Source organism: Arthrobacter sp. TS-15 (assembly GCF_006964045.1).
GTDB lineage: Bacteria > Actinomycetota > Actinomycetes > Actinomycetales > Micrococcaceae > Arthrobacter.
Window position 1 is genome coordinate 177 of the sequence record NZ_SDXQ01000008.1, and the last position, 26996, is coordinate 27172.

General features: G+C 63.2%; 29 protein-coding genes. 9 read left to right on the forward strand and 20 right to left on the reverse strand.

Annotated features, from left to right (window positions below; genetic code table 11):
- Positions 1-39: 39 nt before the first annotated feature.
- From EU811_RS03770 to ftsH, 11 genes are all read right to left on the reverse strand, one after another.
- Positions 40-1557 (reverse strand): DHA2 family efflux MFS transporter permease subunit, encoded by a 1518-nt coding sequence (locus tag EU811_RS03770; RefSeq protein WP_142937180.1) that lies wholly within the window; start codon positions 1555-1557, stop codon positions 40-42.
- Between the two features lie 106 nt (positions 1558-1663).
- Positions 1664-2566, reverse strand: coding sequence for a pantoate--beta-alanine ligase (gene panC / locus EU811_RS03775; protein WP_142937181.1), 903 nt, complete (start codon positions 2564-2566; stop codon positions 1664-1666).
- A 5-nt stretch (positions 2567-2571) separates the two neighbouring features.
- On the reverse strand, positions 2572-3480 hold the full coding sequence (locus tag EU811_RS03780) for a Rossmann-like and DUF2520 domain-containing protein (protein WP_142937182.1): 909 nt from the start codon (positions 3478-3480) through the stop codon (positions 2572-2574).
- Entirely contained in the window at positions 3473-5041 is a 1569-nt protein-coding gene (locus EU811_RS03785; RefSeq protein ID WP_142937183.1) for a PH domain-containing protein, read from the reverse strand. Before EU811_RS03785 ends, EU811_RS03780 begins: the two co-directional genes overlap by 8 nt.
- The gene (locus tag EU811_RS03790) at positions 5038-5550 is read right to left on the reverse strand and encodes a PH domain-containing protein (RefSeq protein ID WP_142937184.1); all 513 of its coding nucleotides are present in this window, start codon (positions 5548-5550) and stop codon (positions 5038-5040) included. Before EU811_RS03790 ends, EU811_RS03785 begins: the two co-directional genes overlap by 4 nt.
- The gene (locus tag EU811_RS03795; RefSeq protein WP_142937185.1) at positions 5531-6052 is read right to left on the reverse strand and encodes a DUF3180 domain-containing protein; all 522 of its coding nucleotides are present in this window, start codon (positions 6050-6052) and stop codon (positions 5531-5533) included. The genes EU811_RS03790 and EU811_RS03795 overlap by 20 nt, the downstream gene beginning before the upstream one ends.
- Positions 6049-6594, reverse strand: a complete 546-nt coding sequence (gene folK / locus EU811_RS03800) for a 2-amino-4-hydroxy-6-hydroxymethyldihydropteridine diphosphokinase (RefSeq protein WP_142937186.1) — start codon at positions 6592-6594, stop codon at positions 6049-6051. Before folK ends, EU811_RS03795 begins: the two co-directional genes overlap by 4 nt.
- On the reverse strand, positions 6591-6950 hold the full coding sequence (gene folB, locus EU811_RS03805) for a dihydroneopterin aldolase (RefSeq protein WP_142937187.1): 360 nt from the start codon (positions 6948-6950) through the stop codon (positions 6591-6593). The genes folK and folB overlap by 4 nt, the downstream gene beginning before the upstream one ends.
- A gap of 12 nt (positions 6951-6962) precedes the next feature.
- Positions 6963-7868: a dihydropteroate synthase gene (gene folP / locus EU811_RS03810; RefSeq protein ID WP_142937188.1), complete on the reverse strand. Its 906-nt coding sequence runs from the start codon at positions 7866-7868 to the stop codon at positions 6963-6965.
- A 5-nt stretch (positions 7869-7873) separates the two neighbouring features.
- Positions 7874-8509, reverse strand: coding sequence for a GTP cyclohydrolase I FolE (folE, locus tag EU811_RS03815; protein ID WP_026005412.1), 636 nt, complete (start codon positions 8507-8509; stop codon positions 7874-7876).
- A gap of 9 nt (positions 8510-8518) precedes the next feature.
- Positions 8519-10588, reverse strand: a complete 2070-nt coding sequence (gene ftsH, locus EU811_RS03820; protein ID WP_142937189.1) for an ATP-dependent zinc metalloprotease FtsH — start codon at positions 10586-10588, stop codon at positions 8519-8521.
- Positions 10589-11066: 478 nt separating this feature from the next.
- Here ftsH and EU811_RS03825 point away from each other — a divergent pair, with 478 nt between their 5' ends.
- Positions 11067-12044 (forward strand): type IV toxin-antitoxin system AbiEi family antitoxin domain-containing protein, encoded by a 978-nt coding sequence (locus EU811_RS03825; protein ID WP_142937190.1) that lies wholly within the window; start codon positions 11067-11069, stop codon positions 12042-12044.
- Positions 12045-12057: 13 nt separating this feature from the next.
- Here the strand turns inward: EU811_RS03825 and EU811_RS03830 are convergent, their stop codons facing one another.
- The 5 genes from EU811_RS03830 to dacB all read right to left on the reverse strand — a co-directional run bounded on the left by EU811_RS03830 (position 12058) and on the right by dacB (position 17483).
- Positions 12058-12885, reverse strand: coding sequence for a hypothetical protein (locus tag EU811_RS03830; protein WP_142937191.1), 828 nt, complete (start codon positions 12883-12885; stop codon positions 12058-12060).
- 203 nt (positions 12886-13088) lie between these two features.
- Positions 13089-13640, reverse strand: a complete 552-nt coding sequence (gene hpt, locus EU811_RS03835) for a hypoxanthine phosphoribosyltransferase (protein WP_011772910.1) — start codon at positions 13638-13640, stop codon at positions 13089-13091.
- A gap of 31 nt (positions 13641-13671) precedes the next feature.
- Entirely contained in the window at positions 13672-14742 is a 1071-nt protein-coding gene (tilS, locus tag EU811_RS03840) for a tRNA lysidine(34) synthetase TilS (protein ID WP_142937317.1), read from the reverse strand.
- 113 nt (positions 14743-14855) lie between these two features.
- A complete protein-coding gene (locus tag EU811_RS03845) occupies positions 14856-15977 on the reverse strand; it encodes a zinc-dependent metalloprotease (protein ID WP_142937192.1) in 1122 nt (373 codons plus the stop codon).
- Positions 15978-16037: 60 nt separating this feature from the next.
- Entirely contained in the window at positions 16038-17483 is a 1446-nt protein-coding gene (dacB, locus tag EU811_RS03850; RefSeq protein ID WP_142937318.1) for a D-alanyl-D-alanine carboxypeptidase/D-alanyl-D-alanine endopeptidase, read from the reverse strand.
- Positions 17484-17630: 147 nt separating this feature from the next.
- Between dacB and EU811_RS03855 the strand changes: the two genes are divergently transcribed.
- The 7 genes from EU811_RS03855 to EU811_RS03885 all read left to right on the forward strand — a co-directional run bounded on the left by EU811_RS03855 (position 17631) and on the right by EU811_RS03885 (position 22625).
- On the forward strand, positions 17631-18122 hold the full coding sequence (locus EU811_RS03855) for an inorganic diphosphatase (RefSeq protein ID WP_039239147.1): 492 nt from the start codon (positions 17631-17633) through the stop codon (positions 18120-18122).
- 223 nt (positions 18123-18345) lie between these two features.
- Positions 18346-19326: a hypothetical protein gene (locus EU811_RS03860; RefSeq protein WP_142937193.1), complete on the forward strand. Its 981-nt coding sequence runs from the start codon at positions 18346-18348 to the stop codon at positions 19324-19326.
- Positions 19323-20129, forward strand: coding sequence for a hypothetical protein (locus EU811_RS03865; RefSeq protein ID WP_142937194.1), 807 nt, complete (start codon positions 19323-19325; stop codon positions 20127-20129). Before EU811_RS03860 ends, EU811_RS03865 begins: the two co-directional genes overlap by 4 nt.
- A gap of 74 nt (positions 20130-20203) precedes the next feature.
- On the forward strand, positions 20204-20839 hold the full coding sequence (locus EU811_RS03870; protein ID WP_142937195.1) for an RDD family protein: 636 nt from the start codon (positions 20204-20206) through the stop codon (positions 20837-20839).
- Positions 20826-21461 carry a hypothetical protein gene (locus EU811_RS03875; RefSeq protein WP_142937196.1) on the forward strand — a complete coding sequence of 212 codons (636 nt, stop codon included), beginning with the start codon at positions 20826-20828 and terminating at the stop codon, positions 21459-21461. The genes EU811_RS03870 and EU811_RS03875 overlap by 14 nt, the downstream gene beginning before the upstream one ends.
- 71 nt (positions 21462-21532) lie before the next feature.
- Complete coding sequence (locus EU811_RS03880) at positions 21533-22132, forward strand: hypothetical protein (protein ID WP_142937197.1); 600 nt, start codon at positions 21533-21535, stop codon at positions 22130-22132.
- A 16-nt stretch (positions 22133-22148) separates the two neighbouring features.
- Positions 22149-22625 (forward strand): phage tail protein, encoded by a 477-nt coding sequence (locus EU811_RS03885; protein WP_142937198.1) that lies wholly within the window; start codon positions 22149-22151, stop codon positions 22623-22625.
- A 79-nt stretch (positions 22626-22704) separates the two neighbouring features.
- Here the strand turns inward: EU811_RS03885 and EU811_RS03890 are convergent, their stop codons facing one another.
- From EU811_RS03890 to EU811_RS03900, 3 genes are read right to left on the reverse strand one after another with little or no spacing between them, the layout of a single operon-like run.
- On the reverse strand, positions 22705-23301 hold the full coding sequence (locus EU811_RS03890; protein ID WP_142937199.1) for a DUF3618 domain-containing protein: 597 nt from the start codon (positions 23299-23301) through the stop codon (positions 22705-22707).
- Positions 23298-23729 carry a phage holin family protein gene (locus EU811_RS03895; protein ID WP_142937200.1) on the reverse strand — a complete coding sequence of 144 codons (432 nt, stop codon included), beginning with the start codon at positions 23727-23729 and terminating at the stop codon, positions 23298-23300. Before EU811_RS03895 ends, EU811_RS03890 begins: the two co-directional genes overlap by 4 nt.
- Positions 23726-24682 carry a hypothetical protein gene (locus EU811_RS03900; RefSeq protein WP_187697075.1) on the reverse strand — a complete coding sequence of 319 codons (957 nt, stop codon included), beginning with the start codon at positions 24680-24682 and terminating at the stop codon, positions 23726-23728. Before EU811_RS03900 ends, EU811_RS03895 begins: the two co-directional genes overlap by 4 nt.
- 183 nt (positions 24683-24865) lie before the next feature.
- Here EU811_RS03900 and EU811_RS03905 point away from each other — a divergent pair, with 183 nt between their 5' ends.
- Complete coding sequence (locus tag EU811_RS03905; protein ID WP_223941405.1) at positions 24866-25948, forward strand: FUSC family protein; 1083 nt, start codon at positions 24866-24868, stop codon at positions 25946-25948.
- Positions 25949-25950: 2 nt separating this feature from the next.
- Here the strand turns inward: EU811_RS03905 and EU811_RS03910 are convergent, their stop codons facing one another.
- On the reverse strand, positions 25951-26985 hold the full coding sequence (locus EU811_RS03910) for an NAD-dependent epimerase/dehydratase family protein (RefSeq protein ID WP_142937201.1): 1035 nt from the start codon (positions 26983-26985) through the stop codon (positions 25951-25953).
- Positions 26986-26996: the final 11 nt, after the last annotated feature.

The window sequence follows — 26996 nt, forward strand, 5'->3', positions numbered from 1 at the left end:
GAGGGATGTGAGAGAGCGTCTGAGGGGTCAAACGGAGGCTTAGTGGCCGCCGTGGCCTCCGGCGCCTTCCGTCTTGCGCATCATGGCGCCAAGGACCACAGCCGCCACCGCGATAACGGTCGCGGCCAGGAATGCCGCCTGCATGCCCGCCACCAACCCGGAGGATGCAGAAACCACGGCGTAAATGGACACCAGCAGCGCAGTGCCGGCAGCACCCGCAACCTGCTGGGCCGTGCTGATAATCGCTGAACCATGGGAGTAGAGGTGCGGCGGCAGTGGGTTCAGGCCTGTGGTGAAGGCCGGCGTAAAGAGCAGGGCGAGGCCAAGGCTCAGTGTGACGTGCAGGGCAATAACCCAGCCAAGGGAACTTGCCTCATCCAGACGCGAGAACTGCCAGAGAGTCAGGACCATCAGCACCGAGCCTGTGACAGTCAGCGGCAGGGGACCAACCTTGTCGAAGATCCGCCCGATGACCGGACCCAACAAGCCCATGGCCAAACCACCCGGCAGCAGAGCCAGTCCGGTCTCCAAAGGCTGAAGGTGAAGCGTGTTCTGGAGGTACAGCGGCAACAGGATGACGCCGCCGAACAGGGCCATCATGGCGACGACCATCAGCAGCGTGGACACCGTGAACATCCGGAACTTGAAAGCGCGAAGGTCCAAGAGCGGGGCGTCGGACTTCTGGAGCTTGAGCTGCCGGAAGACAAACAGTGCAAGGCAGAGGACGCCTACTACCAGCGCGATGACGGGAACAACGCCAGCCTCGGCTCCACCGATCTGGCTCAAACCGTAAACCAGCCCACCAAAGGCGGGGACGGTAAGGATGACAGAAGGCACGTCCAGTGTGGTCTTCTCCCGTTCGCCCACGTTGGTGAGGTACTTGGCGCCGATCGCAAACGCAGCCAGGGCAACGGGCAGCACGAACACGAACATGAAGCGCCAGGAGAAGTGGTCCAGGATGATGCCTGAAACAGTGGGTCCCATGGCGGGGGCCACCGAGATGGCAATGCTGACGTTGCCCATCACGGCACCGCGTTTGGACATCGGAACCAGCGTGAGGATGGTGGTCATCAGCAGCGGCAGCATGATGGCAGTGCCACCTGCTTGTACTATGCGCGCCAGCAGCAACACCAGGAATCCCGGTGCCAGTGCGGCCAGCAACGTTCCACCGCTGAACAGCCCCATGGCCAGCATGAAAGCCCCGCGCGTACTCATCCGTTGCAGGATGAAACCCGTGGTGGGGATGACGACTGCCATGGTCAGCATGAAGCCCGTGGCCAGCCACTGCACAGTGGACGCGCTCACCTGGAGGTCCGTCATGAGGCGCTGCAGGGCGACGTTCATGATGGTCTCGTTGAGGATCACCACGAAGGTTGCCACCAACAGCGTGACAATGACCGTCACGGATTCGCGTGACATCTTCCCGGACACCGGGGCCTGGGACCCGGGAGCCTGGGGCGCCGGCACTACCGGGGGCGCCGCCTCGGTGGAGGTGACGGAGCCGGAAGCGCCCGAATTAGGCTTGCCGTTGGCGTCGGACGTGACGTCGGTAGACATGAGGATTCCCCAAGGGTTTGGATTTGGTGTCCGGCGATCTATGCCGGTGAAGACTAGAACAGTCTAAACTCCCATCCAATTCCCGTCAGTAGAGAAATTCCTAACGCTAGGAGAACAAAGGGGCGTTGTCGATGAGCCGCACCGGCCCCACTTTGGCGGCAATGATCGCCAATCCCTCACCGCGGAAGGGGGTCTCCTTGCAGTTCTCTGCGAGCGGCTCCAGCGTAGTGGGATCCACGACGTCGAAGTAGTCCAGTTCCACCAGCGGCTGCGATTCAACAAGCGCGACGGCGGAATCGAGGTCAAGCGGTTCATGCGCGTTCGCGCGGGACTCAATGAGGCGCAAAGCCCGCGACAACACCAGCGCTGCTTCACGCTCTTCGTCGGACAGGAACCTGTTGCGGCTGGAGAGCGCCAAACCGTCCTCACTGCGAACGATGGGCACGGGCACAATCTCTACCGGGAAGTTCAGGTCCGAGACCATGCGCTTCACCAATGCCAACTGTTGTGCGTCCTTCTGGCCAAAATAGGCCCGGTAGGCCGCCGTCGTGCCGTCAGCCGCAGCACGTCCGGGGAGTCCGTAGTGCAACAGCTTGGCCACCACAGTAAGGGCGCCGTCGAAATGTCCCGTGCGCGAGGCCCCTTCCCACTTTTCACCCAGCGGACCGGATGTCACCCGTACTAAGGGCTGGCCGCCGGGATACACCTCGTCCACGGACGGCGCGAACACCAAGTCCACGCCTTCGGCATCAAGCAGGGCCATGTCAGCGTCGAGGGTGCGCGGGTAGCGGTTAAGGTCCACGGCATCGCCAAACTGCAAGGGGTTGACGAAGATGGTGGCCACCACCACGTCGTTCTCCGCCGCAGCGGTCCGGGCCAGCGCGGCATGGCCCGTATGCAAAGCACCCATGGTGGGTACAAGTCCTTGCGAATTTCCACCTTTGGCGGTCAGGAGCCGCGCACTCTCGGCCCGTAATTCCGCCGCCGTGGTCACGAGTTTGATGGCCATGCTGTTCAGTTTCCTTCCGGTGCCTTGGGTTCGGCGCCCAAGGCCTCGTCAATCTCAATCAGTTGTTCGGGACGCAGCAGCCCGCGTTTTCCTGCCCTGCGCGCAGTCGCCCGGGCCATGGCCCGGTAGGCCTCAAGGACGTCGCCGCCTGCACCGCCGTCGTACTCTTTCAATGCCTGGGCGTGCGCGGAAACGGTACCCACATCCCCTCGCGAAACAGGACCGGTCAGCGCAGATTCGCCGGACGCGAGGGCGTTCTCGAGAGTCGCACGCAGCAGCGGACCAAGCATGGCCTCCGGGGTTTCGACGCCGATCTCCCGCAGCATTTGCGATGCCTGCGCCACCAGCGTGACCATATGGTTCGAGCTATGCGCGAGTGACGCGTGATAGAGCGTGCGATCGGCCTCAGCAATGGCCACGGGTTCCGCGCCCATCTCCACTACCAGTGCCTGGGCGATCGGCAGCATGGCAGCATCCGCCGTGACACCAAACGTGCAATCCATGAGACGGGTTAGGTCCAGGCTCATGCCGGTGAAGGTCATGGCCGGGTGAAGCGCCAGCGGAATCGCACCCGCTGCCCGGACCGGGTTGAGGATTCCGACGCCGAACCGGCCCGACGTATGCGCCACCAGTTGGCCGGGCTGCCACGCTCCGAGCTTGGCCAACCCCGCCACCAACTCGCCGAGGGCATCGTCCGGGACGGCTAGCAAAACGAGCTCCGAGCGTTCCACGATGTCCTGGATTTCCAGGACCGGAACGCCGGGAAGCAGGTTCTCCGCACGCTCGCGGCTCGCCTCGGATACGGCAGAAACCCCGACGACGGCGTGCTCGGCCGCGCGCAAAGCGGCACCCAACACGGCACCCACCTTGCCAGCGCCGATGATCCCGACACCGAGTCGTCCTGGCCTAGCCATCGTGGCGGTCCTCCTGTTGCGGTGAAGTCTGGGGTGGTGCAGGCTGGGCGGGTTGTTCCGTTAGTGTGGCTGCGAGCTCCGGGGCTTGCGGTGCCACCTGCGCCAGCCATTGTTCGCTGGTTTGCCGCTTCCGTGCCTCCCGGGCCCGGGCAGCCTGCTGATCGAAAAGCTCCACTGCCTGCTCCACGTCGGCTTGGAACACCCGCGGGGAAACCGGCCCTGCCGTGGTGTGGAGGACAAGATCGGCCACGCGGAATCGCCTCGCCCACGGGCCCTGGTGCAGTGCCATGGATTGTGTCCGCTGATGCGGAACCATCACAAGCGTGTGCCACCAGCGGCCGGAACGGATCAGCAACGCAGTCTTGGTGGCAAGGAAACCGTTGCGCCGCCAGCCAAGCGGGGCCAACAACCTTGCGCGGCGGGGAGTGGTGGTGAAGCCGTCACTCGTGGCGGTGTTGGGTTGAACCGGCCCAAGCCCATTAAGGCCCGCGGTGAAAACCCGTTCCGGATCCTCAACTCCAGGATCAGGCAACACCAAAGACATCATCCGCAACACCTCCGGCTTCAGACCGACGGGAAGCAACATTGTTCGGACGCCATCAGTACTGGCCGCCAGGCCGTAACCCGCCACGTTGACGTGAATCCGGTACCAGCCAAAGATCCTCCACAGGGGCGGCTGCGCCACCATGAGCGCCTGGATCCGCCCGGGCGGAAGAGTCTGCGCCTGCGTATCAAGAAGCCCGTACCGGAGGCGGATGCCGTCCGGGGAAATCGCGGCGGTGAAGTTGTAGCCCTTGTTGAAGGAGCTCCAGTAAGACGCAGCGATACCCAGGATGCCGGGGATGAGCGCCAGGAAAATAGCGTTGTTGTCAAACAACACAGACGTTGTGACAACAACTGCGGCCCCAAGCAAAATGCCGACAGTCTGCTCGCTGAGCAGCAGGGAACCAATAAGCCGGGACGGCGGCACCGACAACACAACATGCTCCGGAGCTTCCGGGACTTCCGCTGCGGTTTCCGGTCCGCTGACTACACCCGCCGCCCGCGCAAGAATGGTGGCACGCAGCTGCTTAGCTTGGTCCAGCGGGAGGTAAGCGAGCCGCACGGCCGACTCGCCGGCGTCGGCCACTTCAAACTTCAGTTCAGCGAGCCCGAAGATCCGCGCCAAAAGCGGCTGCACAATGTCGATCGCCTGAACGCGATCCAAACGGGCCTGCCGTTGCTGCTTGAACAGGAAGCCGGTGTTGACACGGACATACCCCTCCGCCACTTGGTAGCGCGTGAAGTACCAGCTAAGAATGAACCCGCCAACCGTCAACAGCAACACTACGGCGCCCCCGGCCAGCAGCCACGGCGCCCGGCCGCTGAGGTTCGGATCCACGAAATCCCGGCCCTGCAGCATTCGCTCGAAAGCGTCACGACCAAAGAAGAACCCGACGGCGGCAAGCGCCACCCAGCCGCGAACGAACGGTGACGCAGGGTGGACGCGGTTCCAGTCGCCGTCGACCGTTGGTTCCGGCTTGCCCGGCAGGCTCTCAGTGGCGTTGTTTTCCAGGCTCACAGCCCGGCCAACCTGGCTTCTCCGCGAGCCGAAAGCTGCTCGCGCAAGCGTGCCCCTTCTACTGCCGGAAGCCCAGGCAACTGCGCATTGGTTCCCGCAGAGGCCGTGTGAAGTTTGAGCGTGCACAACCCCAGGCTGCGTTCAACGGGCCCAACCGCAACGTCCACATATTGCATCCGGCCGTAAGGGACCACCATGGTTCGCTGGAAGAAAATACCGCGGCGGATAAGAAGGTCATCGTCGCGCTCGGCGTACCCGATTGCGCGAACTTGGCGCGGAATCAGCACCAGCCTCCACAAGGCCAACACCAGCACCATTGCGGGAACCGTGATCGCCAGCCACAGAGGCGGCCACCGCCACCAGCCGAGCAACACGAAAACGAGAGGCAGGCTGAGGAATACCAGCATCACAACGTTGCCGATAGCCCACTCCACTAAGCGAACGGTGACGTACTTTGGGGATACCCGCAGCCACTGGACGCCGGGAGGATCAATCGCCTCGGTATGCATACTCGCCTTCACCTTTAGTTTCGCCTCGACGGGTTTCCGGTCCGGCGGTCCCACCTTCCAGGTCCTCCGGCGGGATGCGGCAGAACCGCTCCACCACCAGACCAACCACAACCATCACTACGCCGCCGCCGCCCATCAAAAGGGCATTCCACAGAATTCCCTCGCCGCCACGCAAGCCACCAATACGGAGAAGGTCCGTGGCGATTCCCGCATGCCAACCCAGGAGCAGAGTCCCCGCGTAGGCGCAGGCTTGAGCCAGAATCAGCGTCCTGGCCGCGAGGATCGGATCAAGCAGGTTTTTCTTCTTGCCGTTGCGCCAACGCAATACTCTGATACCCATGACCAGCGTCAGCCCGGCGATGACCGCCATGGTGATGAGCGCGGAAACGGGCAGCACAGGGGTAGGCATGCTGAAACGGTTGGTAGCCACCGTAGCCAACCAACCAATCACGGCAGCGATCACAGCGATGAGCATCAGAACCACGGGGCGCATTGCTTTCATGGCTGCTCCACTGCTCCGGCGGCCGGCACACCGGCTACGTCACCAAAACCGTCGAAGCGCCGAATGTCCGGCATGTCGGCGGCGACGGCGGCCAGTTCAGCCACGCTCCTGCCATTCAGTGTGGCGTGCGGATCCAGCAGGGACCACGGGTACAGCACGAAAGCGCGCTCCGCTGCCCGCGGATGCGGAATCGTCAGAACGGGGTCCTCGCTGGCGACGTCACCGAATACGATCACGTCCACATCCAGGGTCCTGGGACCCCATCGCACCTCGCGGGTACGGTGATGCTTCTGTTCCACTGCATGGCAGTGCTTCAAGAGTTCCAGGGGTGTCAGCGTGGTCTCCACCGCCATGACCATGTTCAGGAAATCAGGCTGGCCCTCCGGACCACCGACGGCCTTTGTCTGCACCACCGGCGAGACACCCAACAAGCGCACCTCCGGCGGGTCCACCAGATCCGCGACGGCAGTGGACAAGGTGTCGTTACGCTCCCCCAGGTTGCTGCCAAGGGCCAGGATGGCCTTGGTATAGCCGGACGTCATGATCGCTCCCGGTGGACGCTAACAGTAACGTCGCCGAACGGTACCTCGATGGGCGCCTTGGGCTTGTGAACTGTGACATCAACGGCGGCAACACTGTAGTTCTCGAGGATGCCCTCGGCAATCCTCACAGCCAGGCCCTCGATGAGGTTCAAAGGCTCGCCCTCAATGTGCTTGGTAATCAACTCAGCCACTTCGCCGTAGTGGGCTGTGTACTGCAGATCATCCGTCTCAGCTGCCTTGGTGAAGTCCGTGTACAGCACGGCGTCCACCACAAAAGGCTGGCCGTCACGGCGTTCGAAATCGAACACACCGTGATAACCGACGGCGGTGACGCCGGTCAGCGTGATCCTGTCCACAGCGGTATCCAATCAGCGGGAAATGCGGGCGGCGACCTTGACGGCGTCAAGGCTCGGGCCGACGTCGTGAACCCGGACAGCCCAAGCACCCTTCGTGGCGCTCAAAGCGGTGATGGCAGCGGTAGCCGCATCGCGTTCCAAGGGTGCAGCGGACTTACCCGCCACTGTGAGAAGCGAACCGAGGAACCGCTTACGGGAAGCAGCAACCATCACCTTGTGGCCCAGCGAGAAAAGCTGATCCAGGTTCCGGAGGATTTCCCAGTTCTGCTCTTCATTCTTGGAGAAACCAACGCCGGGATCTATGATGATCTGCTCCGGCGCAACACCTGCCGCGTACAGCTTGTCGCGGACGCCGCTGAGCTCCGCCACCACATCCTCGGTCACGTTGTTGTAGTCCGTGAGGCTGTCCATGGTCAGGGCGTCGCCACGGCGGTGCGTCAGGATGTACGGAACCTTGGTCCGGGCTACGAGCTCGGGCATGTCCGGTTCAATCGTCAGGCCTGAGACATCGTTAATGATGGCCGCACCCGCCTCAATGGCAGCCGCCGCGGTGGACGTGTGCATAGTGTCGATGCTGACCAGCGCGCCGGCCTTCACCAGCGCCTGAATCACGGGGATGACGCGACTCTGCTCTTCTTCCGGAGAAACCGGTTCGGCGCCCGAGCGGGTGGATTCACCACCAACGTCGATGATGTCCGCACCTGCATAAAACATCCGCAGGCCGAGCGCGATGGCAGTATCCGGCGTCCGGTGAGTACCGCCGTCGCTGAAAGAATCCGGGGTGACGTTGAGGATTCCCATAACGAGCGTGCGGTCCGTTGGCAGGTCCTCGAACCTGGCCGCGGGTCGCGGTTTGCGGAGAATCGGCAGAGGGCTTGTGGCCGGGCCGGTTCCGGGTGCTGCAGCGAGGGAGTCCATAGTGCTTACCTTCCGAGTATGAGGCTCATGGCCTCGGCGCGGGTGGCCGGGTCATGGAGTTGACCGCGCACCGCACTGGTGACGGTCTTCGCGCCGGGCTTGCGAATGCCGCGCATGGACATGCACATGTGTTCACATTCGACGACGACAATAGCGCCGCGCGGGTTGAGGTGCTTCACCAGCGCCTCGACGATCTGGGTGGTGAGGCGTTCCTGCACCTGGGGCCGCCGCGCATAAATATCCACCAGTCGTGCCAACTTGCTCAGGCCGGTCACCTTGCCGTCATGTGACGGAATGTAACCAACATGTGCCACTCCGTGGAACGGCACCAAGTGATGCTCGCACGTCGAGTAGAAGGGAATGTCCTTGACCAAAACAAGCTCTTCATGGTCCAGGTCAAACGTGGTGGAAAGGACATCCGCAGGGTGCTGGTGCAGGCCGGCGAAGACCTCAGCGTAGGCCTTGGCTACGCGCTTAGGCGTGTCCAGGAGTCCTCCGCGGTCAGGGTCTTCACCAATAGCCAGAAGGATCTCGCGGACAGCCGCTTCAATGCGCGGACGGTCCACTTTGTGTCCGTGCTTGGAGCCCGCGGCGGAACCGTGGGCGGCGGCGAGGTCGTCGTCGTCGTCGAAATGAGTCACAGCAGAAGCTTAGCCGTGATGCGGGTGGTCGTTGCCGCCGTCGGGCTGCGGGGCCTGGAACGACTCCTGGCTGCTGACTCCCTGGGCATGCGGTGCCACGACGTCCAAAGGCTCATCCAATCGGGCCTGCTTGGCCTCTTCCTGGGCTTCGCGTTCAGCCTTCTCGGCGCGGCTCTCCACCGGAGGAATCGACTGCACCGGACGGGACTCCTTGGACAGCCAGATCTCGCGGAAATCGCGCTTCCGGATGTCGTGGAAGATGTCAGCGATTTCCTGCTGGTTCAGGGTTTCGCGCTCCAGCAACTCCAAGGCCAACCGGTCCAGGACGTCGCGGTTCTCCGTGAGGATGGCGTAAGCCTCGTCGTGTGCCTGGTCGATCAAGCGACGCACTTCCTCGTCCACAACATAGGCGATCTGGTCGGAGAAGTTACGCTCCTGCGCGGCGTCGCGGCCCAAGAATGGCTCACCGCCGCCCTGGCCCAGCTTCACGGCACCTACGCGTTCGCTCATACCGTACTGGGTGACCATCTTCCGGGCCGTGGCGGTGGCCTTTTCGATGTCGTTGGATGCCCCTGTGGAGGGGTCGTGGAACACGATTTCCTCAGCAACACGGCCGCCCATGGCGTAGGCCATCTGGTCCAGCAGCTCGTTGCGGGTGACCGAGTACTTGTCATCCTCAGGTATCACCATGGTGTACCCGAGAGCACGGCCACGGGGAAGGATGGTGATCTTGGTGACCGGAGCGGAATTACGCAGTGCGGCAGCAACAAGGGCGTGACCGCCTTCGTGGTACGCAGTGATCTTGCGCTCGAGTTCCTTCATGACCCGGCTGCGCTTCTGCGGGCCCGCCATGACGCGGTCGATTGCCTCGTCAAGGGCACGGTCATCGATGAGGTTCGCGTTGGAACGTGCAGTTAGCAATGCGGCTTCATTGAGCACGTTGGCCAGGTCTGCACCGGTGTAGCCAGGTGTCTTCTTGGCAACGGCCTTCAGGTCGATGCCCTGGGCCATGGGCTTGCCCTTGGCGTGGACGTTGAGGATCTGTTCGCGGCCGATCATGTCCGGGGCTTCCACGGTGATCTGCCGATCGAAACGGCCCGGGCGCAGGAGCGCAGGGTCCAGGACGTCGGGGCGGTTGGTGGCAGCGATAAGGATGACGTTGGTCTTGACGTCGAAGCCGTCCATCTCAACGAGGAGCTGGTTCAAGGTCTGCTCGCGCTCATCGTTGCCGCCGCCAATGCCGGCACCGCGGTGACGTCCAACGGCGTCGATTTCGTCAACGAAGATGATGGCCGGGGAGCTCGCTTTTGCCTGTTCAAAAAGGTCGCGAACACGCGAAGCACCAACGCCGACGAACATTTCAACGAAGTCCGAGCCGGAGATGGAGAAGAAGGGAACGCCGGCCTCGCCAGCTACAGCGCGGGCCAGCAGCGTCTTACCAGTACCTGGAGGGCCGTAGAGCAGCACACCCTTGGGAATCTTTGCACCCACGGCCTGGAACTTGGCCGGTTCCTGGAGGAACTCCTTGATTTCCTGGAGCTCTTCCACGGCTTCGTCCGCACCCGCGACGTCAGCGAAGGTCACCTGCGGCATGTCCTTATTGACCAACTTGGCCTTGGACTTGCCGAACTGCATCACCTTGGAGCCGCCGCCCTGCATGCGGGAAAGCAGGAACCAGAACAGGACACCCAGCAGCAGCACCGGAATGAGCAGGGAGAACAGGCCGGAGAACCAGTTGTTCTCCACCGGCTGGTCCGTGAAGCCCTTGTCCGGGTTGGCGTTGGTGACAGCCTTAACCACATCCGGACCGCGATCTGTGACGTAGAAGAACTGAACGTTCTTGCCCTTATCTTGGCCGTCCAGGTTCAGGTTGTCCTTGAGCACCAGGTCAACGCGGTTCTCGGCGTCGAAAATCTTGGCCTGCTCAACCTTCCCGTTTTGGGAAAGGAGTTCGAGGCCTTCCTTGGTGTCAATGCGCGTGGAACCGCCCGGAGCCAGCGTTGCGAATGCCACCAGGAGCAAGCCAACGACGACAACAATCCAGATGCCCGGGCCCTTGAAGAAACTCTTAGCTTTCATCTGATCGGGGTTTTGCCCCGTCCCTCCTGGTAGTGCTGCGAGGCGCAACTTCTGCGCGCGAGTGGTGCTGCTTCAGTTTCTAGCTATACACCGTTCCCAGTAACTCACGCATCGGAAAGTCCAAAAGTTCCCTCTGGGCGTACACAGGATACTCGCGTTGGGTGCGCTGGAACAGGGGTTATGCACTCTCGTTGGGTGCGGGTGCGGCGTCGCCTTGCTGCGTACCCGTTCGCGCCATCCGCACCCGTAACCTCTGGAGCGAACGGCGGAAAAGGGTGCGCACTTGTTGAAGAACAGGCGCGCCCGGCGGAAGAGGGTGCCGGCTTGGGAGGAGCTTGCGAACAACTGGGCCCCGTTGGTGTGCGCCATTTTGGGTCTCGTCCGAGTGGTCTCGATGCCGTTTTCCACATAGCTCGGCTTTCCACATACCTCGGACGGGTGCTTTCGCCTTCGCAGAAGAACAGGAAGCGTGGAACCTATGGTCATTCCGGAACTCATACTTGCTTCAGATGCGACACGCATTGGACAGGACGCGCGCCAGCTTGCGAAGCAGGCCAAACGTGGCGAGCTCGTTCGGATTCGACGCGGAGCCTATATTCGCGCTGTCTATTGGGCGGAATTGAACGAGCGTCAGCGGCACGGCCTCCAAGCCGCTGCGTTGGTCAATACGACCAATACGGTGCCCCTCTTCAACTTGCAGACGGCAGCGCTCCTCTGGGGCCTCGGCGTAGTTGGTGTGCCGCGGAGCTTATGCACCGTCACAGGCGACCCCCGGGGTGGCAGGTCAAAGCACGGAATTAGGAGAAGCCTGGGACCTCTCGACACTGGGGTAACCCAACTAGGCGGCTTCAAAGTCACAGACAAGGTCCGCACCACAGTGGAGCTGGCGGCCGCCCTGAACTTTGCCGAAGCCTTGGCCGTCGTGGACTCCAGCCGCCGAAACCAAAGGTGGGGCGACGCCTTTACGGCCGACGATTGGAACAAGGACAAGGCATGGGGTCCACCGGCGCCAATGGATGAACTGGTTGAAGCTGTCTCCGCTCTCACCAGCGTCTCAAGGCAGCGACGTGCCAAATCGATTCTGGATCTCTCCTCGGAAAAGCCCGAATCGGTGGGGGAATCCATGAGTCGAGCCCAAATGATCTTGCTCAACTTCCCCATGCCTAGCCTTCAGGGCTCTTTTACGTTGGGGAACGGGCGAACCGCCAGAACCGATTTCTGGTGGCCTGAACTCGGTCTTGTGGGGGAATTCGACGGGCACGGAAAATATTTGAGACACGAGTTGCGGGGAAACCAGACCATCCAGCAAGCAATCATGGCAGAGAAGGCCCGCGAAAATGGGCTGCGGGCATTAGGCCTCACTGTGGTTCGCTGGGACTGGTCCGAGATGATGAACCCGCGAGCATTCGCACGCATTCTGAACGACGGCGGCCTGCGCTCCCTGCGGGCGGCCTGAGAGTCCGGTTGAATCAGGCCGCGACCGGGAGCACCAGCAAGTAACCAGTGGGCAGGTCTGAGCTCCAGCGCCGGGGCTCACGGACCACGAACTGTGTGGCAAGCTGCTCCGGAGTAAGCAGACTATTGGGCTCCGGAGAAGGGCCCCACTGCCCACTGCCATGGGGATAGAGCGGATCCAAGACACGAATCCCCGTCACTTGGAACTCCGCGAATTGCGTGGGATCACCCATGGACTCAAAGCCACTCATTACCCAGGCATGCCGACCGCTCCACATGACGAGCCCTACAGGCCGCCCGGTTTCGGCTATTGCACGCGCCGCCGTCTGCAGCGTGTCCTCGTAGGTGGCAATGCTGACCACCGCATATGGGCCCATTCCAACCTCGGTCAAGACCTGAGCCCAGCCCCGCGGGTTGGCCCCGTTGAAGGAATTCGATGACCGTGCACGGGCCATCTCCCACAGCTCGCTTTGCTGTGCGGAGGTTGCCCACGTTCCGCCGCCGGTGTCATCGACGAGGTTGTGTGCCATTTGGATGCTCGCCGCAACACACCAGTCAAAGGTGTACTGCGGGACAAAGTCCCCCTCTTGGTAGAGATTCAAAGCGAAAGCCTGAGGAACAGCGGGCGGCGGTGGCGGCGGTGCGGGTTGCGGTGCCACAGGGGTCTGTGTGGCGCTCGTTGACGGGACCGCCTGGAGGTCACCCGTAGTCGGCATGGCGGAAGAGGACGCGATGGGCTGTCCGGCATCGGTCTCAGTGAGATCGACCGCAGGAGTGCAGGCCGTGAGGAGAGTCGCCATGACGGCGAGCCACGTCAAGAGGCGGGCGGGAGCACCGGTCATGGTCCAGTTTAGCGCGAGGAGCCGTTGCGGCGTCAGGCTTCGGGTCCCCTATGACCGCACCCACGCCCGCCGGGCGCACCCCTTAAGCGCCAACGCCGCACCCACACCCGCCAAACGCACCAGAAGTTACGGGTGCGTCCGGCGGGATAGGGTGCGGCGGGACAAAACAGGGCAAACAGGGCTAACGGGCTAAGCGGAAGGGCTTACTCGTAAACGTGCGGGGCCAGGGTGCCCACGAAGTCCAGGTTGCGGTACTTCTCGGCGTAGTCGAGGCCGTAACCTACGACGAATTCGTTGGGGATGTCGTAGCCAACGTACTTGACGTCGATTTCCACCTTGGCGGCGGTCGGCTTGCGGAAAGCTGTGCAGATCTCGACGCTGGCCGTGCCACGGGATTCGAGGTTGGACTTGAGCCAGGACAAGGTCAGGCCGGAGTCAATGATGTCCTCAACAATGAGCACGTCCTTGCCCATCAGGTCGGTGTCGAGGTCCTTGAGAATCCGGACTACACCGGAGGACTGGGTGCCCGAGCCGTAGGACGAGACAGCCATCCAGTCCATGCTGACGTGGCTGTGCAGCGCACGTGCGAGGTCAGCCATGACCATGACAGCACCCTTGAGGACACCGACAATAAGGATGTCGCGGCCTTCGTAGTCTTTGTCGATCTGCGCCGCGAGTTCCGCGATACGCGTTTGGATCTGCTCTTTGGTGTAAAGAACGTGCTTGAGATCTGCCTGGACGTCGTTTGAATCCACCAATGGCTCCTGTTTTGATGCTCGGGTGCGGCTACTGTTGGGACGATTTCTGATGCCGGAATACTAGCTTCCCACAGCGGGGGGCTAGTCGGGGAACGCCGTCAGCCGCAGCGCCCGCCGAGAACGCGGACAAAGCCCCCGCGGAAACAGGTCCTTCCTGCTCCAGATCGCTGAGGGACAGGCGGTACACACTGACGTGGCCGGGCAGTTCCACGGGCCCTGCCGAGCCTTGCCTGCGAAGCAGTGCTTCCGCAGCTTGGAGGCGCCCGTAGCCGGGTTGTTGACCGCCGACGTCGGCCGCCGCCTTCGCGATGACACGGAACCTGAGCGCTGCGGGCAGTTCACGAACGGCGTCTTCGGGCAACCACGCGCCGTCGTCCACATGCTGCACAAGTGAGAGATAGGTCTCGTTGGCCAGCTCTTCAAGAAAGTCCGCGTCCTGCTGCAGGATTGCCGCGGTCCGGGCCAGCGATTCTGCAACACCCGGGCCGAGTTTCTCTTCCAGAACCGGCATCACTTCAACACGCGTCCTGGAGCGGGCAAAGGCGGGATCGGAATTACTGGGGTCGTGCCAGGGGGAGAGCTCCTCCACCCGGCAAATTTCCAGCGTCTCCTCACGGCGGAGGCCTAAGAAGGGCCGGAGCAGGCGTCCCCGTGCGGGCCTCATGCCAGCGAGGGATCGTGTTCCGGACCCACGGGCCAAGCCCAGAAGTACCTGTTCGGCCTGATCGTCCAAGGTGTGACCCAGCAGGATCGCATCACAGTCCAGCCGGGATGCGGCAGACTCCAACGCAGCATGCCGGGCGTCCCGGGCTGCGGCTTCCGGTCCAAAACCAGTGGCGGCGACTTCCACGGTCCGCACTTCGACCGGAGAAAGCCCCAGCTCGCGCAGCACAGTAGCGGTACGGGCAGCCACCTCCGCGGAGCCGGCCTGCAGTTGATGATCCACCACTACGCCCGCCACGGACACTGGATGCCCGCCTACATGGCCCCGCCTGGCAAAGTAGGCGGCAACTGCTGCCAAAGCCAATGAATCCGGGCCTCCACTGCAGGCTACAAGCACACGTGAGGGATAGCCGGCGGAGGACAGGGCGTTCTGCAATTGCTTCCGCGCCTTGCCGACGACAGGCGCCAAACGCCCGGGCCGACGTCGACCCTTGGCTACAGCGCCCACAGCGGACCCGCTGGCGGTACCACCAGAACCAACAGGAACGCTCAAAGTCCCATCCGCTCAAGCCACAGCTTGGAGTTGTGGATCTCTTCTTCGGTGGGGAGGTACTCGGCGGACTCCCACACCCGGTTGAAGCCCTCCATGCCGGCCACGGCAACTACTTCGCGGACGAACTTGGCGCCATCGGTGTACTGGCGCATCTTGGCGTCCAGGCCGAGGAGGTTGCGGATGAACTTCTCCACCACGCCGCGGTCCTTGCCCCGTTCGTTGAAGCGCTGGCGGATGGTCCTCACGGAGGGGACGATGCTCGAATCCACAGCATCCATCACCACGTTGGCGTGCCCTTCCAGAAGGCTCATGACGGCCGTGATGTGGGAGAGGGACGCCTTTTCCTCCGGGTTCTGGAGGAGATCCAGGATGGCGCCACGGCCTGGCGTCTTCTCGGAAGGGTTACGGTCGCGCAGTGACTTGGCCACAGCGCCGGCGCGTTCAACCAACGTATCCATGTTGCCCAGAAGATTGCCGCTGAGCTTCTCGATCTCATCCAGCATGTGGTGCCGGAGCCAAGGCGCAGCCGCGAACTGGACCCGGTGGGTCTGTTCATGCAGGCATACCCAGAGACGGAAGTCGTCCGGGTGGACGTTGAGTTCGCGCTCCACGGAGATGATGTTGGGCGCCACCAGCAAGAGTCGGCCGCCCGGGGGAACATTCGAATCCGGGGCCAGCGCAGCAAAAGGGTCGTACTGGCCGAGGACTTTACTGGAGAGGAATGCCAGCACGGCACCGAGTTGAGTGCCAGTGATGGCGCCGCTGGCAGCAGTCGCAGCCGGGGTCATTGCCACCCCGCTGCGGCTCTCCAGCATCTTCTCCAGGGCGGGCTGGAGCATCACTGAGAAACTTTGCGTGTTGGCCTTGGACCATGAGGCCCTGTCCACCACCAGGACGTGCGAATCGCGCAGGTCCTTCGCGGCATCCAAGCCGGTGATGTCGTGCACGTGCGGGACGGAGATATCCGCGTTGAAGCGCAGATTATCCACGGCCTTGCCGATCTCCCCGGCGCTAAGCTCCGGACCTGGAGGGGCAAGCCGGGCAGCCGTAGAGGCGGCCAGGTCCCAATTGATCAGGGCCGGGGCCCCTGCTGACGAATCGCGGGCAGATGACACCATACGGTCCATCACACCACACGTCTCTGACAGTGAGCCTTAAGTTCGCTCCGCGCTGAGGATTCAGCCTTGGCAGCCGCACGCGGCAAGCACCGACGCAGAGCGGTCCAAGGCCACCTTATTGCCCGCGGCTCCGGGATCCAGCCCATTGCCGATGAACGAAAACACCAGCAGCCGGCCATCAGCGTCCACAACGTAACCGCTCAACGCGAGCACGGTATTCAACGTCCCGGTCTTAGCGCGTACCAGCCCGGCGCCCTCGGACGTGCCGGCGTCCACATACCTGTTATCCAGGGTTCCGGTGAGTCCGGCTACCGGAAATCCATCGAGCGCGGTCCGTAGGGCAGGGTCAGGTCCGCTGGTGATGGCACGGACAACTTCGGCAAACTGGTGGGCGGTGACCTGATTCTCCAAGGCCAGGCCGGAAACGTCAGCCAACTGCATCGAATCCGTGGCGATCCCCAGCTCCCCCAGCCTTTGCCGCACGGCTGCAGTGGCGCCGTCGTACGTCCCTGCCTGGCCGGACGCCAAAGCGGTCATGCGCCCCAACGCTTCGGCGAGGAAGTTGTCCGAAGACTCGAGCATGAGGTCCACTTGCTCGCTGACGGTGGCCGACTCAGCAGCAGCCAACACCTTGGCGGGGAGGCCTTTGCCGCGTTCGACGCCGGGACTCACCGGGACGCCCGCGGCCGCCAACTGATCGGCGAACGCCTGGGCGGTGGTGATGGCGGAATCCTGGGGCCGGGGACCGGTCAAAACCTCAGGGTTATAGCGGCCGGAGTTCAACGCCAAGGAAAACAGGGGCGCGGTTTCGCCGGCAGCGACGTCGTCCAGGCTCCAGGCGGGATTAAGGGGCGCGCCGCTGAAGAGTGAGTCGTCAACTTGTACGGTAATCGGTCCGTTCACACCGGCCGAAGTCAGAGCGGCGGCCGTGTCCGCAGCCAACGATGCCAGGCCGGCACGGCCAAGAACGGCTGAGGGTTCGGAGGCGCCGGAACCCAGCAGCACATCCCCTCCCCCGGTCAGCACCACTGTTGAGGGATTGTCGGATGCGAGCACGCGGGTGGTGAACCGGGACTCTGGGCCCAGCGCCGTTAGCGCGGCGACGGCGGTCAGCAGCTTCATGTTCGAGGCCGGGATGCGGTTGGCGTTGGCGTCGCGATCAAAAAGGACTTGGCCCGTGGAGGCGTCCATCACCACGCCGCTGATGCTGCCGGCACCATCCGGTGTGAGCGTGGCGTTGAGGAGTTTTGCCACCTGGGCAGGCACAGGAATAGGAGCCTTCGCATCCAAGGGAAGCACACTGTTGACGTCGGATAGACGGTCCGGCACCTTATGCCAGGCGGGAACTGCAGGCATGGGCTTCGGGACAGTGATCAGGCCCGGAAACATCCCCACCACCACTACGGCGCCAAGGCATAACAAAACTGTGGTCAGTAGCAGCGGCCATGCAAAGCGCCCCCACACCGGCGTATCCCGCTTGCGGGCACCCCCGTTTTTCACGCCCATCATGGAAGTTGCTTGGTCCTGTCAGTCCTGAAATGTCCCCGCCGGTTCAAGAAACCCGGGCCTCTCGCTATATCCTCAATAGTAGTCGGCGGCGCCGGCCGTGCTTTTGCCTGCCGCGCCCCACCCACACCCGTCAAGGAGCATTCCATGAAGCACGACGTGACCATCGAGATCCCCAAGGGATCGCGCGTCAAGTACGAAGTTGACCACGAAACCGGCCGTGTCCGCCTGGACCGCGTCCTGTTCACCTCCATGCAGTACCCCACGCACTACGGTTTCTTCGAGAACACCCTGGGCGAAGACGGCGACCCGTTGGACGCATTGGTGCTCCTGCAGGACTTCGATCTCCACCCGGGCGTCATTGTTGAGTCCCGCCCCATCGGCGTGTTCAACATGACCGACGACGGCGGCGGAGATGCCAAGGTCCTCTGCGTTCCCGTGGACGCACGTTTCGACCACATCCAGGAAGTCAGCGACGTCAGCGAATTCCTGATCAAGGAAATCGAGCACTTCTTCACCCGCTACAAGGACCTTGAGCCGGGCAAGTGGGTCAAGGCTGAAGGCTGGGGCGACCGTGCCGCTGCCGAAGCCGAGCTGGAAGCTTCCATCAAGCGCTACGTCCCGGCTGCCGGACACTGATTCTTCCCCAACCGAGTCGCAGTTAAGCGCGTTTTGAGCGGTCAAAACGCGCATTAATGCGACTCAGTTGGGTCCCGACGGCGGTTGGTGCGGTTCCCTGCGAACCGCACCGGCCGCCGTCGTTCTTTTTTATGCACATGGGCATGTCTCCCCATCGCGGCAGCTCGCAGGTCCCTTTAGGCTGGGACGAGACTTTTCGATGCTTGTTTACAGGGGGTTCCACATGGCTGGGTTCTATGGCGCGGACATAGCGCAGCTTCGCAGTCTGGCAGGCGTGATGGGCAAAGCTGCCGACGCCATCAGCCTGCAAAGCACACAGTTGTCCAACGCGATCAACTCCACCACGGCATGGCAAGGCCGCGATGCCACCGTGTTCAAGGGTGATTGGAACTCCCAGCACCGGCAGAGCCTGGTCAAGGCCGCCAACATGCTCCGTGAGAACGCGAGCCAGCTGAAGAAGCACGCCAACCAGCAGGAATTCGCCAGCCACAATGACGGCTCCGGCACCTCGGTGGGCGTTCTCAAGGACGTCTATGACACAGCAATGGGCGTCAAAGGACTGGCCGCCCCGCTGTGGACGGCGTACAAATACCTCAAGCTTGGCAACGCCGAATGGGTGAAGACCCGCGAAGTCCTGACCAACTGGCGGGCAGGCGGGACCGTCATCCGGGACGCCATGACCGCGCTGCGCAACGGTGAGAAAGTCACCGACGTCCTCAACGACGCCAGGGCCAGCATCCCCTACAGCCAGGCGTTCCAGGACGCCAGCAAGTTCTCCAAAGGCCTCCGGATAGCCGGAGCGCTGGCGGCACCGCTGAACATCGTTGGCGGCATCAGCGACATGATCAACCCCCAGCACGACGGTTGGCGCGGGACCGGCGATCGCGTGGCCGGCGGACTGTCCGTCGTGGGTGGCGTTGGCAGCATCATGCTCATGACGGCCGGTGGCGCAGCCCTGCTGGGCCCGATCGGTGCTCCGATCGTGATCGGCGCCGGCATTGTTGCCGGAGCCTGGGCTTTGGGCAACCTCGTGGCCGACAACTGGGACTCCATCAGCAACTTCGCCCGCAACTCGGGCAGCTACATTGCCGACGGCGCCAAGGAGGTGGCGGGCTTCGCGAAGGACGTAGGCAGTAAGGTGGCAGACGGGGTCAGTGACGCCGCCAAGTCAGTCGGAAACTTTGTCGGAGGGATATTCGGATGACCACCAGCACCATGAAATGGACCCAGCGGGACATTGAGGCCGCAGCGAAGGTCCTGGCTTCGGCCAGTGCAATCGGAGCGCCATTGCCCACACTGACCGATGAAGAGATTGTGGCACTGGACGGCGTTCAGCACGAACAGCTGGTGGCCCTGCCGTGGCTTTCGGCCCAGGACGCCAGCAAGGAGCTCATGTGCGCTATTGCCCTGCGCGGCCTGCTGGCCAAGGAACTCGTGTACCCGGTGGTCTTCGAGGGCGAAACTGAACCCTCGCGACTGCACGCCACCGAGGAAATCACGGGCGCACTCACCCTCCGCCGTAGCGGAAGCAGCATCGTATCCGTGGAGCGCACCGTCTCCACCGGCAAGCGTTGGCTCTACAGCTACCTCCACGACGACGGCGTACTGCTGGAGGAAGTGGACGAGAGCGGACTGCACGGCTTCACGGTGATCACCCGCGAACAACTGGTACCGCGCCTGGCTGAATTCGTGGACCCGGAAAAGGCTGCTGCCCGCGACACGGACCCTGCCCTCTACACGGAGGCCCAGTTCGAGGCCCACGCAGCCACAGCCTTGGCTGACACCCAAGCCGCAAGCAACGTGGTGGCATTCAACTCCGACACCAACGATTTCCCCACCGTCACTGTGTATACCGGCCCGTCGGGCGTCCACGTGCTGACTCCTCGTGTGGAGGGCGCTCCGGGCTCCGATCTGCCGGAGCAGGGTGGAGCCGTGACCTTCGAGTTGCAGGAAACTTCCGCCCCTTCCTTGGCCCGCGTCCTGGGCGGACTGGCCGGGCTGGCCTGACGTTCCGGTCCTGACGTTCCGCTCCAAAACGTGCCGTCCAAAGCCGCATCCCGCCGTCGAGCTGAAAGCCCCTCATGAGCACTCCTAAACCCTCAACCTCCACCGGCTTGGTGGATCCGCTGACCGGACGCCCTGTCCGCCGCCACACGGACACCGGCGCGTACTTCGTTAAGGCCAGCGGCACTGCGCACTTCTGGGGCCGCGTGTTGGATGCCGTGGTGTTCCTGGTGGGCTACGCGGTCCTGGCCGTGATCGCCGTAGTGATCCGGGAGGCCATGATGAACAGCGGCTCGGCCTTGGGATACAACGACGGTTTGTGGCTGACGCTCTACGTGGTCCTGTGGTTTGTTGGGCTTTTCATATACGGCATGATCTGGGGATCCGTGGGCAGCGTAGGCGACGCCGCGGCCGGTATGCGCTCTGTGCGTATCAAGAACGGCACGACGGCGGGAGCCTGGTTGGGCGGTTGGCGCGCCGTCTGCTGGTCTTTCTTCCCGTTCTTCGTGGTGATGCTCATTGCCTCCGCCATCAGCGGCGGCGGAGATGACACCTGGGACCCGAAGTTTGCAGCCATGGACCGGCGCTCGGGAATCGCGCAAGGCCAGCAGCCCATCCCGGACCCCAAGGTAGCGGCGGCAGAGCAGGCGGCTGCTGCAGAGCGGCAGAACCTGCCCAACCTTTACGGCCAGCGCCCGGATGCACGGCCGTAACTGGCTGGTTCGCCGGGTTGAGCGCAGGCTCGGTCCTGAACTGGGGCGGCTCCGCTACGTAGCCTCCTCGCGCAAGATCTTCTGGAAGGTCCTACTCCCCTGCCTTGTTGTGGGTTTCGTCTTCGGAACGGTGGCTGAGTTCATCAGTCCCATCCGCTCCACTCGGGAGGCCGGACATTTTAACGATCCCGCCTTCTTTGCGTTGACGAGCATCCTGACCGGCCTGCTGCTGTGGACCATGACCTTCCTGGGGAGCTTCCGCAAACTCTTGGTGTTTGATGCCGGGGTGGTGGCCAAGTACTCGCAGAAACACACCACTTTGGTGCTCCGCTGGAATGACGTGGTGCCCGGCAGCATCAAAGCTGTCACCACCATCGATGGCACCGACCCCGATCACAGACTCGTGGCACGCAGCAAGGTTTCTCTGGGCGCCGAAGGCCAGTTTGCGGTGGTTTTCCAGGCCCGCGGCACCTTCTGGGTCTTTGCCTCCAACAACCACCCCGCCCCTTTGGTCCTAGTCATCCAAGGGGCCATGCAGGACGCCGGAATACCCGACGCCGCGCGGGCGGCGGCAGGTGCGCTGCCCGCCGTCGTACTGACGGGACAAACGGCGCTTGACTGACCGGTTTGACTCACCAGTGGGCAAATTTGGCCCTTGCAGACCGACTACCAGCCGGTAGCATGTGATCCACTATGTTCACTCTCACCATCAACCAACGCGACAGTCGCCACGACGGCGATCTTGTGCCGCAATTGCTCAAGGACCTGCGGCACATTCCTGCGCGGCTCGACTTTGACCGCTCGGTTGAAGACGAGGTCCAAGGCATCGTGGAGTGCAGCCATCAAGCCGTGGAGACGGCCCTGATCGCGCTCCGTACGGGCCAGTGGTACGTGGGTATCGGGGTGGGGCCCATTAACGAGCCCTTGCCCAACCTGGTCAAAGACGCCTCCGGACATGGCCTCGTTTACGCCCGCAGGGCGGTGGACCGTCTTCGCAACGGCAAAGAACGTGTTCCCGTGGCAGTGGACGGCCCCCTTGCCGCCCTCGCTTCAGAGGCTGAAGCCGTGCTGCGGCTCCTCGGGCACATCGTGCAGCACCGGAGTGCAGCGGAGTGGCGGGTGTTGGATCTGCTCACCCCGGGTGTCCGGGGTCAACAGCGAGCCGTTGCCCAGGAGCTCGGCATCACCACTCAAGCAGTCAGCAAGGCGCTGGCGCGGGCACAGTGGGCAGAGGAACACGCCGCCCGTCCCGCAGCGGCCCGTTTGTTGCAGATGATTCTCGAAGTTCGCTGACTGACCAGGAGGGCCCATGCCGTACACCGTTGATTTCAAGACTGTATCCACAGTCGGCTTGGAATCGTCGCCGGTAGCCGAGGCTGCAGCTGGGTTGCGCGCCAATGAGGCCCGCTACTTCCACAATAAGTACAACCACGTATTTGAGGTGAGCCCGGCAAATGAGGTTCCGGACGTGGTGGACCGCGTCAGCCGGATCCTTCGCGAAGAACGCGACCTGGTCATTGAGTCCCGCCCCCTGGAAGCCACTGCGTTCCAGGTTGAAGACCTTCATATGGCCTACGTCTTTTACGAATCAGGCCTAGCCATCAACGTGATGTACAGCCTTGAAGACGGGAAAAGGGCGGTTGGTTTCAAGCTGGCCGACGGGATGGAGGTCCCTGCCGAGTTGGAAGCGAAGTTCAAGTTTGCCCGGCAGAAGTCAAAGCTTGCCGGGACAATCCGGGGTTCCTACTTTGTCATCAAGGGTGAGTACCCACCCACCCCTGCATAACCCAACTGAGTCGCAGTTAAGCGCGTTTTGAGGGCTCAAAACGCGCTCTGCTGCGACTCACTTGGGTCAGCGCGGGAGGTTACTGGTTGCTGATGTTGTCCTTGGCGGTGCCGGCGCGGTCCTGCACGTCAGCGGCAGCTGCCTGGCCTTCGTCCTTGACGTTGGCCGCGGCTTCCGTGGCGCTGTCCTTGACGTTCTGCATGGCATCCTGTGCTGGCTCGCGCAGGTGCTCGGCAACTTCCTGGGCCGCGTGACTCAGCTCATCGGTGAGGGGCTGAGCTGCGTCCTTGACCGCTTGGGCAGCTTCGCGTTCCTTTTCCGAAGCCGGGAACAACGAGGACACCAGCAAGCCCGCGCCGAAAGCGATCAGGCCGGCCGCGATCGGGCTGCCCTGTGCCTTGCGGGTGATGACCTGCGGGGCGTCCCCGATGTCCGAGACGGCACCGGAAACATTGCTGGCCACACCGGAAACAGCGTCTCCGGCCCGGTGTGCAGCGTTCCCGGCAGCATCACTGACGTCATCGCGGGCGCCGAACACAGCGGTTTTGATCTTGTCCACCCGGCGGTTGACGATGTGCGACGGCGTGACCTTGTCAGCCACGGCGTCAACGTTGGTACTGAGCCGCCGGCGAGTTTCTTCGATATCGGCGCGCAGGGCGTCGGGGTTCTGCGTCATCGTGTCTCCTCAGTGTTCGGTTTCAAAGCGGGGGGTATTTCTTTGACCGTCTCAGCGGTCTGGGGCATGCCTTTGATGGCGTTGAGTTCCTTGCGGCCCTTGGCAGCCAAAACGGCTGCGACGATTCCCCAGATGACCGCCACGATTACGGCGGACCATCCAAGGCCAACAAGCTGGCCCAAAGCCCACCAGAGGGCAATGGACAGGAACAGCACGGTGATGTGGCCAGCGTATGCAGCCCCACCCAGCATCCCTGCGCCCTTGCCTGCCTTGGTGGCGGACTCCTTGAGTTCCGCCTTGGCCAGCTCCACTTCCTGCCGCATCAACGTTGAAACATCACGCGTCAGGTCGCTCAGGAGCTCACCCAGGGGAAGGGTCTCCGCCTTCATGTGCGCTTCTGTGGGAGGTAGATCGGCGGGACTGCTCATCGGTGACCTCCATACTGGGGGTCATCGGGGTCGAGCGGTCCTGCCAGCGGGTCGCCTTGGGCCTTAACGCCGCCAGCCTCGGTCTCCGGGTAAGGCAGCGTGGACCCGTCGTAGCCACCGGTGGTTCCCGCGTCGTAGCCGGTGGTGGTGGCCGAGCCGTATCCGGCGGTGGTGGCCGTCGGTCCGGGGAGGTCCACTGCCGGCGGAGTCACCGCACCCCCCTGGGTGGGGTAGCCCTGGGTGGGGTAGCCCTGGGTGGGGTAGTACGCGGCGCGAGGCGTCTCCGTGGTGGCTGGCACGCCGCTTGTGGAGGCCGCATCGGAGGCGTTGCCTGCCATGCCCCGGCCCAGGCGGCCGGCAAGGATGCCCGCACCCGCAGCGATCATGAGGAAGGCTCCCGGCTTGCGACGTGCGAAGCCCTTGACTTCATCCAGCAGCGATCCTGGATCTCTACCTTCCAGCCACTGGGCAATCGAGGAGGATCGCTGCGCCGCCTGCTGGACCAGATCGGTTGCTACGCCACCGTTTTCAGTCGAGTTGGCCATGGTGGAAAGTTCGTCGGAGATGGACCGCAAACCTTCTGCAACACGCTGCTGCTGGGCCTGAGCCTGATCGGCCAGCTCACCCTTGGTCTGCGTCAGCAGTTGGCGGGCGTTGACCTTGACTTCGTGAGCCACGTGACCGGCCTCGGTCTTGGCGGTGTCCACGACTCCGCCGGCAGCCTCACCTACGGCGCCTGCGACTCCCGCAGCTTCTTCCTTGGCAGTATCCACCTTGCCTGAGCTGGCGGAACCTGAACCCGTGGGGGTTCCGCTGATTCCCGTGGTTCCTGCAGTTTGGGTCTCACCATCGGCCGAGTCCAAGTAATTTCCCGTGAACGGTTCGGTGCCTACATGGGCACCGGTGGTTGGCGCCGCGAAGCTTCCGTCCTGCGGCGATTTGCTCTCAGTCATTATCGCTCTCTTTCCACAGTTGGCAGGCTGCGGACAGCAGCCGGGATAGTAAGTATCGTTACTATCAATGGGTGTGTACCCGCTTGACCCGGTTCTAATCGCCTGAATCTGCAAAAGATGCCGTGGCCCACATTCGCCGCTTTTCGCTCGACACGGGAGGGCAGACCTGTCAACGTTGGTTTGATGAGCCAATTGCCCAACAGGCGACGGCTGATTCCCGCGCTACGAAAAACCGTGACCCGCCACCGCCTCTTGTTTGCCGCCAAAACGGCTGTTGCAGCCGGACTGGCCTGGTACCTCGCACCGTTTATGCCCGGACCGGCCGCCGAATATCCGTACTACGCACCACTGGGCGCCCTGGTGAGCATGCACCCCACAGTGGCCGACTCCGCCAAACATGGCCTACAGAGCCTTGCAGGGTTGGTGCTGGGCATCGGCATGGCCTTCGCCATCACCACCGTGGCCGCCCCTACTGCCCTTGCCGTCGCGGTGGTGGTGGGACTCGGCGTTCTCATTGGCGGCCTTCCCCGGCTTGGCACGGCTTCCGAGTGGATTCCCATGGCCGCACTGTTCGTGCTGGTACTGGGTGATTCAAATGCGGAGGGATTCTCCTTCGCCTATGTCCTCCAGATGGCCCTGGGCGTCAGCGTTGGATTCGCGGTGAACTGGCTCATATTTCCGCCCCTTCACCTGGATGACATCGATCCCGCCATCGCGGGGCACCAAGGCGCGTTGTCCCGCCAGCTCAAGGACATGGCCCGGGCCATGGAAGAGTCCTGGCCACCAAACCATGAGGCCTGGGCAAGCCGCAGCGACGAACTTTCACTCACGGCAGCCGGCGTCCGGACGGCGGTGCATCAAGCTGAACTGAGCGCCAAAGCGAACCCCAGGTCCCGCCGTCGTGCAACCCGCCTGCCCAGCGACCTCGCCGGTCTGCGCACCCTGGAACGCCTTACCTTCCACGTCCAGGACATCACCGACGTCCTCGCCAGCGCCATCTGGGAGGAAGGGGCAGGGACGGTCATCCCGGATGCCGTCGTGGGCCCCCTTTCGGAAGCTTTGGAGTCCGTGGCGGCGGTGGTCGATCACTGGCGCGACGCCGAAAACGGTGAGTTGGCCAACCGTCTGGCGCAAGCGAAGGACAGCATCGGCGTACTCAGCGACGCCGTGGCCGAGGCCGCCGCTGACCAGTCCCCGGTAAATGCTCCGGCGTCCGTGGCCATGAGCCTGCGCCGGATCCTGACCGTGGTGCTGTCAGCCGAATAGGGCTACCGCGGCCTCAGCGGAGGAGACGCCTCCCGCCCCTTTCCTGCGCCGAGTCCATCCAGCATTTCTGCCAGTGACTCCAGCGAAGAATGCGTGGGCGACCAACCCAGAAGAGCGTGCGCCCGGGCGGTGTCCATGATTGGTGCGCTGGCCGCCATGTCCACCCAGCCGCTGTCGGTCACCTGCAGGCGGAGTCGCCAACTGACCTCGACGACGGCGCGCAGCACCGGAAGCGGGAACGGCATCACCCGCCGGGCGTTCAGAATCCACGCCAAGGCGTTGGGGTCGATGACTGGCTGGGCGGCAATGTTGAATGCGCCTTGCGCTTTGCGCTCCACCACTCGCCAGTAGGCATCGGCGACGTCTGCCGTGTGGACTGCCTGGAACACCATCTCTTTGGGGACGGCGAGGAACGGCAACCAAGGCTTACGCGGAACCAGCCGGGGCAGAAACCGTCCCAGGAAGTAGCGGCCAACCTCGCTCCCCGCACCGGCACTAAACATCAGCGCCGGGCGGAGCCGCGCCACCACAATGCCGGGGTTTTCCTTGGCAAAACTGTCCAGGAGCCTCTCCTGCGCTGCCTTATCCACGCTGTAGTGCGAGCTGCGGATCCCGCCGGCAGGCCAGTCTTCCGTGGTTCGTTGGTCCTTGGGGGCCGGGGAGTACGCTCCCACCGATGATGCGCACACCACGTGTCCCACTCCGGCCTTGCGGGCGGCGGCCAACACGTGGGCTGTCCCGGCTACATTGGTCCGGCGGAGCATCTCCCGGTTGTGGTTCGGCTGGATCAGCCACGCCAGATGAACCAGTGCATCGGCCCCTGCCAACGCTGCTTCCAGGGCGGGTTGATCCTCAGCGGCACTGATGTCCAGGGTGTGCCACTCGACTCCGCGATACGGGGCGGCGTCCTGATCAGGTTGCCGCCGGACCACACCCACCAGCTCCAAGTCCGCGCCCTCTTCAGAACGTGCCCTCTGGAGCCGTTTCAGCAGTTCAGTACCGCCGTGTCCTGTTGCACCGATGATCACAATACGCATGTCTGCTTCTT

Bases quoted from the DNA above. Each gene is read 5' to 3' on its own strand.
- folK (WP_142937186.1), bottom strand. From the start codon at position 6,594: ATGACGTCCGGCTATACCAAGGCCATCCTGGCCCTTGGCAGCAACCTG.
- ftsH (WP_142937189.1), bottom strand. From the start codon at position 10,588: ATGAAAGCTAAGAGTTTCTTCAAGGGCCCGGGCATCTGGATTGTTGTC.
- EU811_RS03770 (WP_142937180.1), bottom strand. From the start codon at position 1,557: ATGTCTACCGACGTCACGTCCGACGCCAACGGCAAGCCTAATTCGGGC.
- EU811_RS03905 (WP_223941405.1), top strand. From the start codon at position 24,866: ATGAGCCAATTGCCCAACAGGCGACGGCTGATTCCCGCGCTACGAAAA.
- EU811_RS03790 (WP_142937184.1), bottom strand. From the start codon at position 5,550: ATGCATACCGAGGCGATTGATCCTCCCGGCGTCCAGTGGCTGCGGGTA.
- EU811_RS03830 (WP_142937191.1), bottom strand. From the start codon at position 12,885: ATGACCGGTGCTCCCGCCCGCCTCTTGACGTGGCTCGCCGTCATGGCG.
- EU811_RS03900 (WP_187697075.1), bottom strand. From the start codon at position 24,682: ATGACTGAGAGCAAATCGCCGCAGGACGGAAGCTTCGCGGCGCCAACC.
- panC (WP_142937181.1), bottom strand. From the start codon at position 2,566: ATGGCCATCAAACTCGTGACCACGGCGGCGGAATTACGGGCCGAGAGT.
- EU811_RS03890 (WP_142937199.1), bottom strand. From the start codon at position 23,301: ATGACGCAGAACCCCGACGCCCTGCGCGCCGATATCGAAGAAACTCGC.
- dacB (WP_142937318.1), bottom strand. From the start codon at position 17,483: ATGGGCGTGAAAAACGGGGGTGCCCGCAAGCGGGATACGCCGGTGTGG.
- EU811_RS03780 (WP_142937182.1), bottom strand. From the start codon at position 3,480: ATGGCTAGGCCAGGACGACTCGGTGTCGGGATCATCGGCGCTGGCAAG.
- EU811_RS03870 (WP_142937195.1), top strand. From the start codon at position 20,204: ATGAGCACTCCTAAACCCTCAACCTCCACCGGCTTGGTGGATCCGCTG.
- EU811_RS03865 (WP_142937194.1), top strand. From the start codon at position 19,323: ATGACCACCAGCACCATGAAATGGACCCAGCGGGACATTGAGGCCGCA.
- EU811_RS03860 (WP_142937193.1), top strand. From the start codon at position 18,346: ATGGCTGGGTTCTATGGCGCGGACATAGCGCAGCTTCGCAGTCTGGCA.
- EU811_RS03855 (WP_039239147.1), top strand. From the start codon at position 17,631: ATGAAGCACGACGTGACCATCGAGATCCCCAAGGGATCGCGCGTCAAG.
- EU811_RS03875 (WP_142937196.1), top strand. From the start codon at position 20,826: ATGCACGGCCGTAACTGGCTGGTTCGCCGGGTTGAGCGCAGGCTCGGT.
- EU811_RS03795 (WP_142937185.1), bottom strand. From the start codon at position 6,052: ATGAAAGCAATGCGCCCCGTGGTTCTGATGCTCATCGCTGTGATCGCT.
- EU811_RS03845 (WP_142937192.1), bottom strand. From the start codon at position 15,977: ATGGTGTCATCTGCCCGCGATTCGTCAGCAGGGGCCCCGGCCCTGATC.
- EU811_RS03880 (WP_142937197.1), top strand. From the start codon at position 21,533: ATGTTCACTCTCACCATCAACCAACGCGACAGTCGCCACGACGGCGAT.
- folP (WP_142937188.1), bottom strand. From the start codon at position 7,868: ATGGACTCCCTCGCTGCAGCACCCGGAACCGGCCCGGCCACAAGCCCT.
- EU811_RS03825 (WP_142937190.1), top strand. From the start codon at position 11,067: ATGGTCATTCCGGAACTCATACTTGCTTCAGATGCGACACGCATTGGA.
- EU811_RS03885 (WP_142937198.1), top strand. From the start codon at position 22,149: ATGCCGTACACCGTTGATTTCAAGACTGTATCCACAGTCGGCTTGGAA.
- EU811_RS03910 (WP_142937201.1), bottom strand. From the start codon at position 26,985: ATGCGTATTGTGATCATCGGTGCAACAGGACACGGCGGTACTGAACTG.
- EU811_RS03895 (WP_142937200.1), bottom strand. From the start codon at position 23,729: ATGAGCAGTCCCGCCGATCTACCTCCCACAGAAGCGCACATGAAGGCG.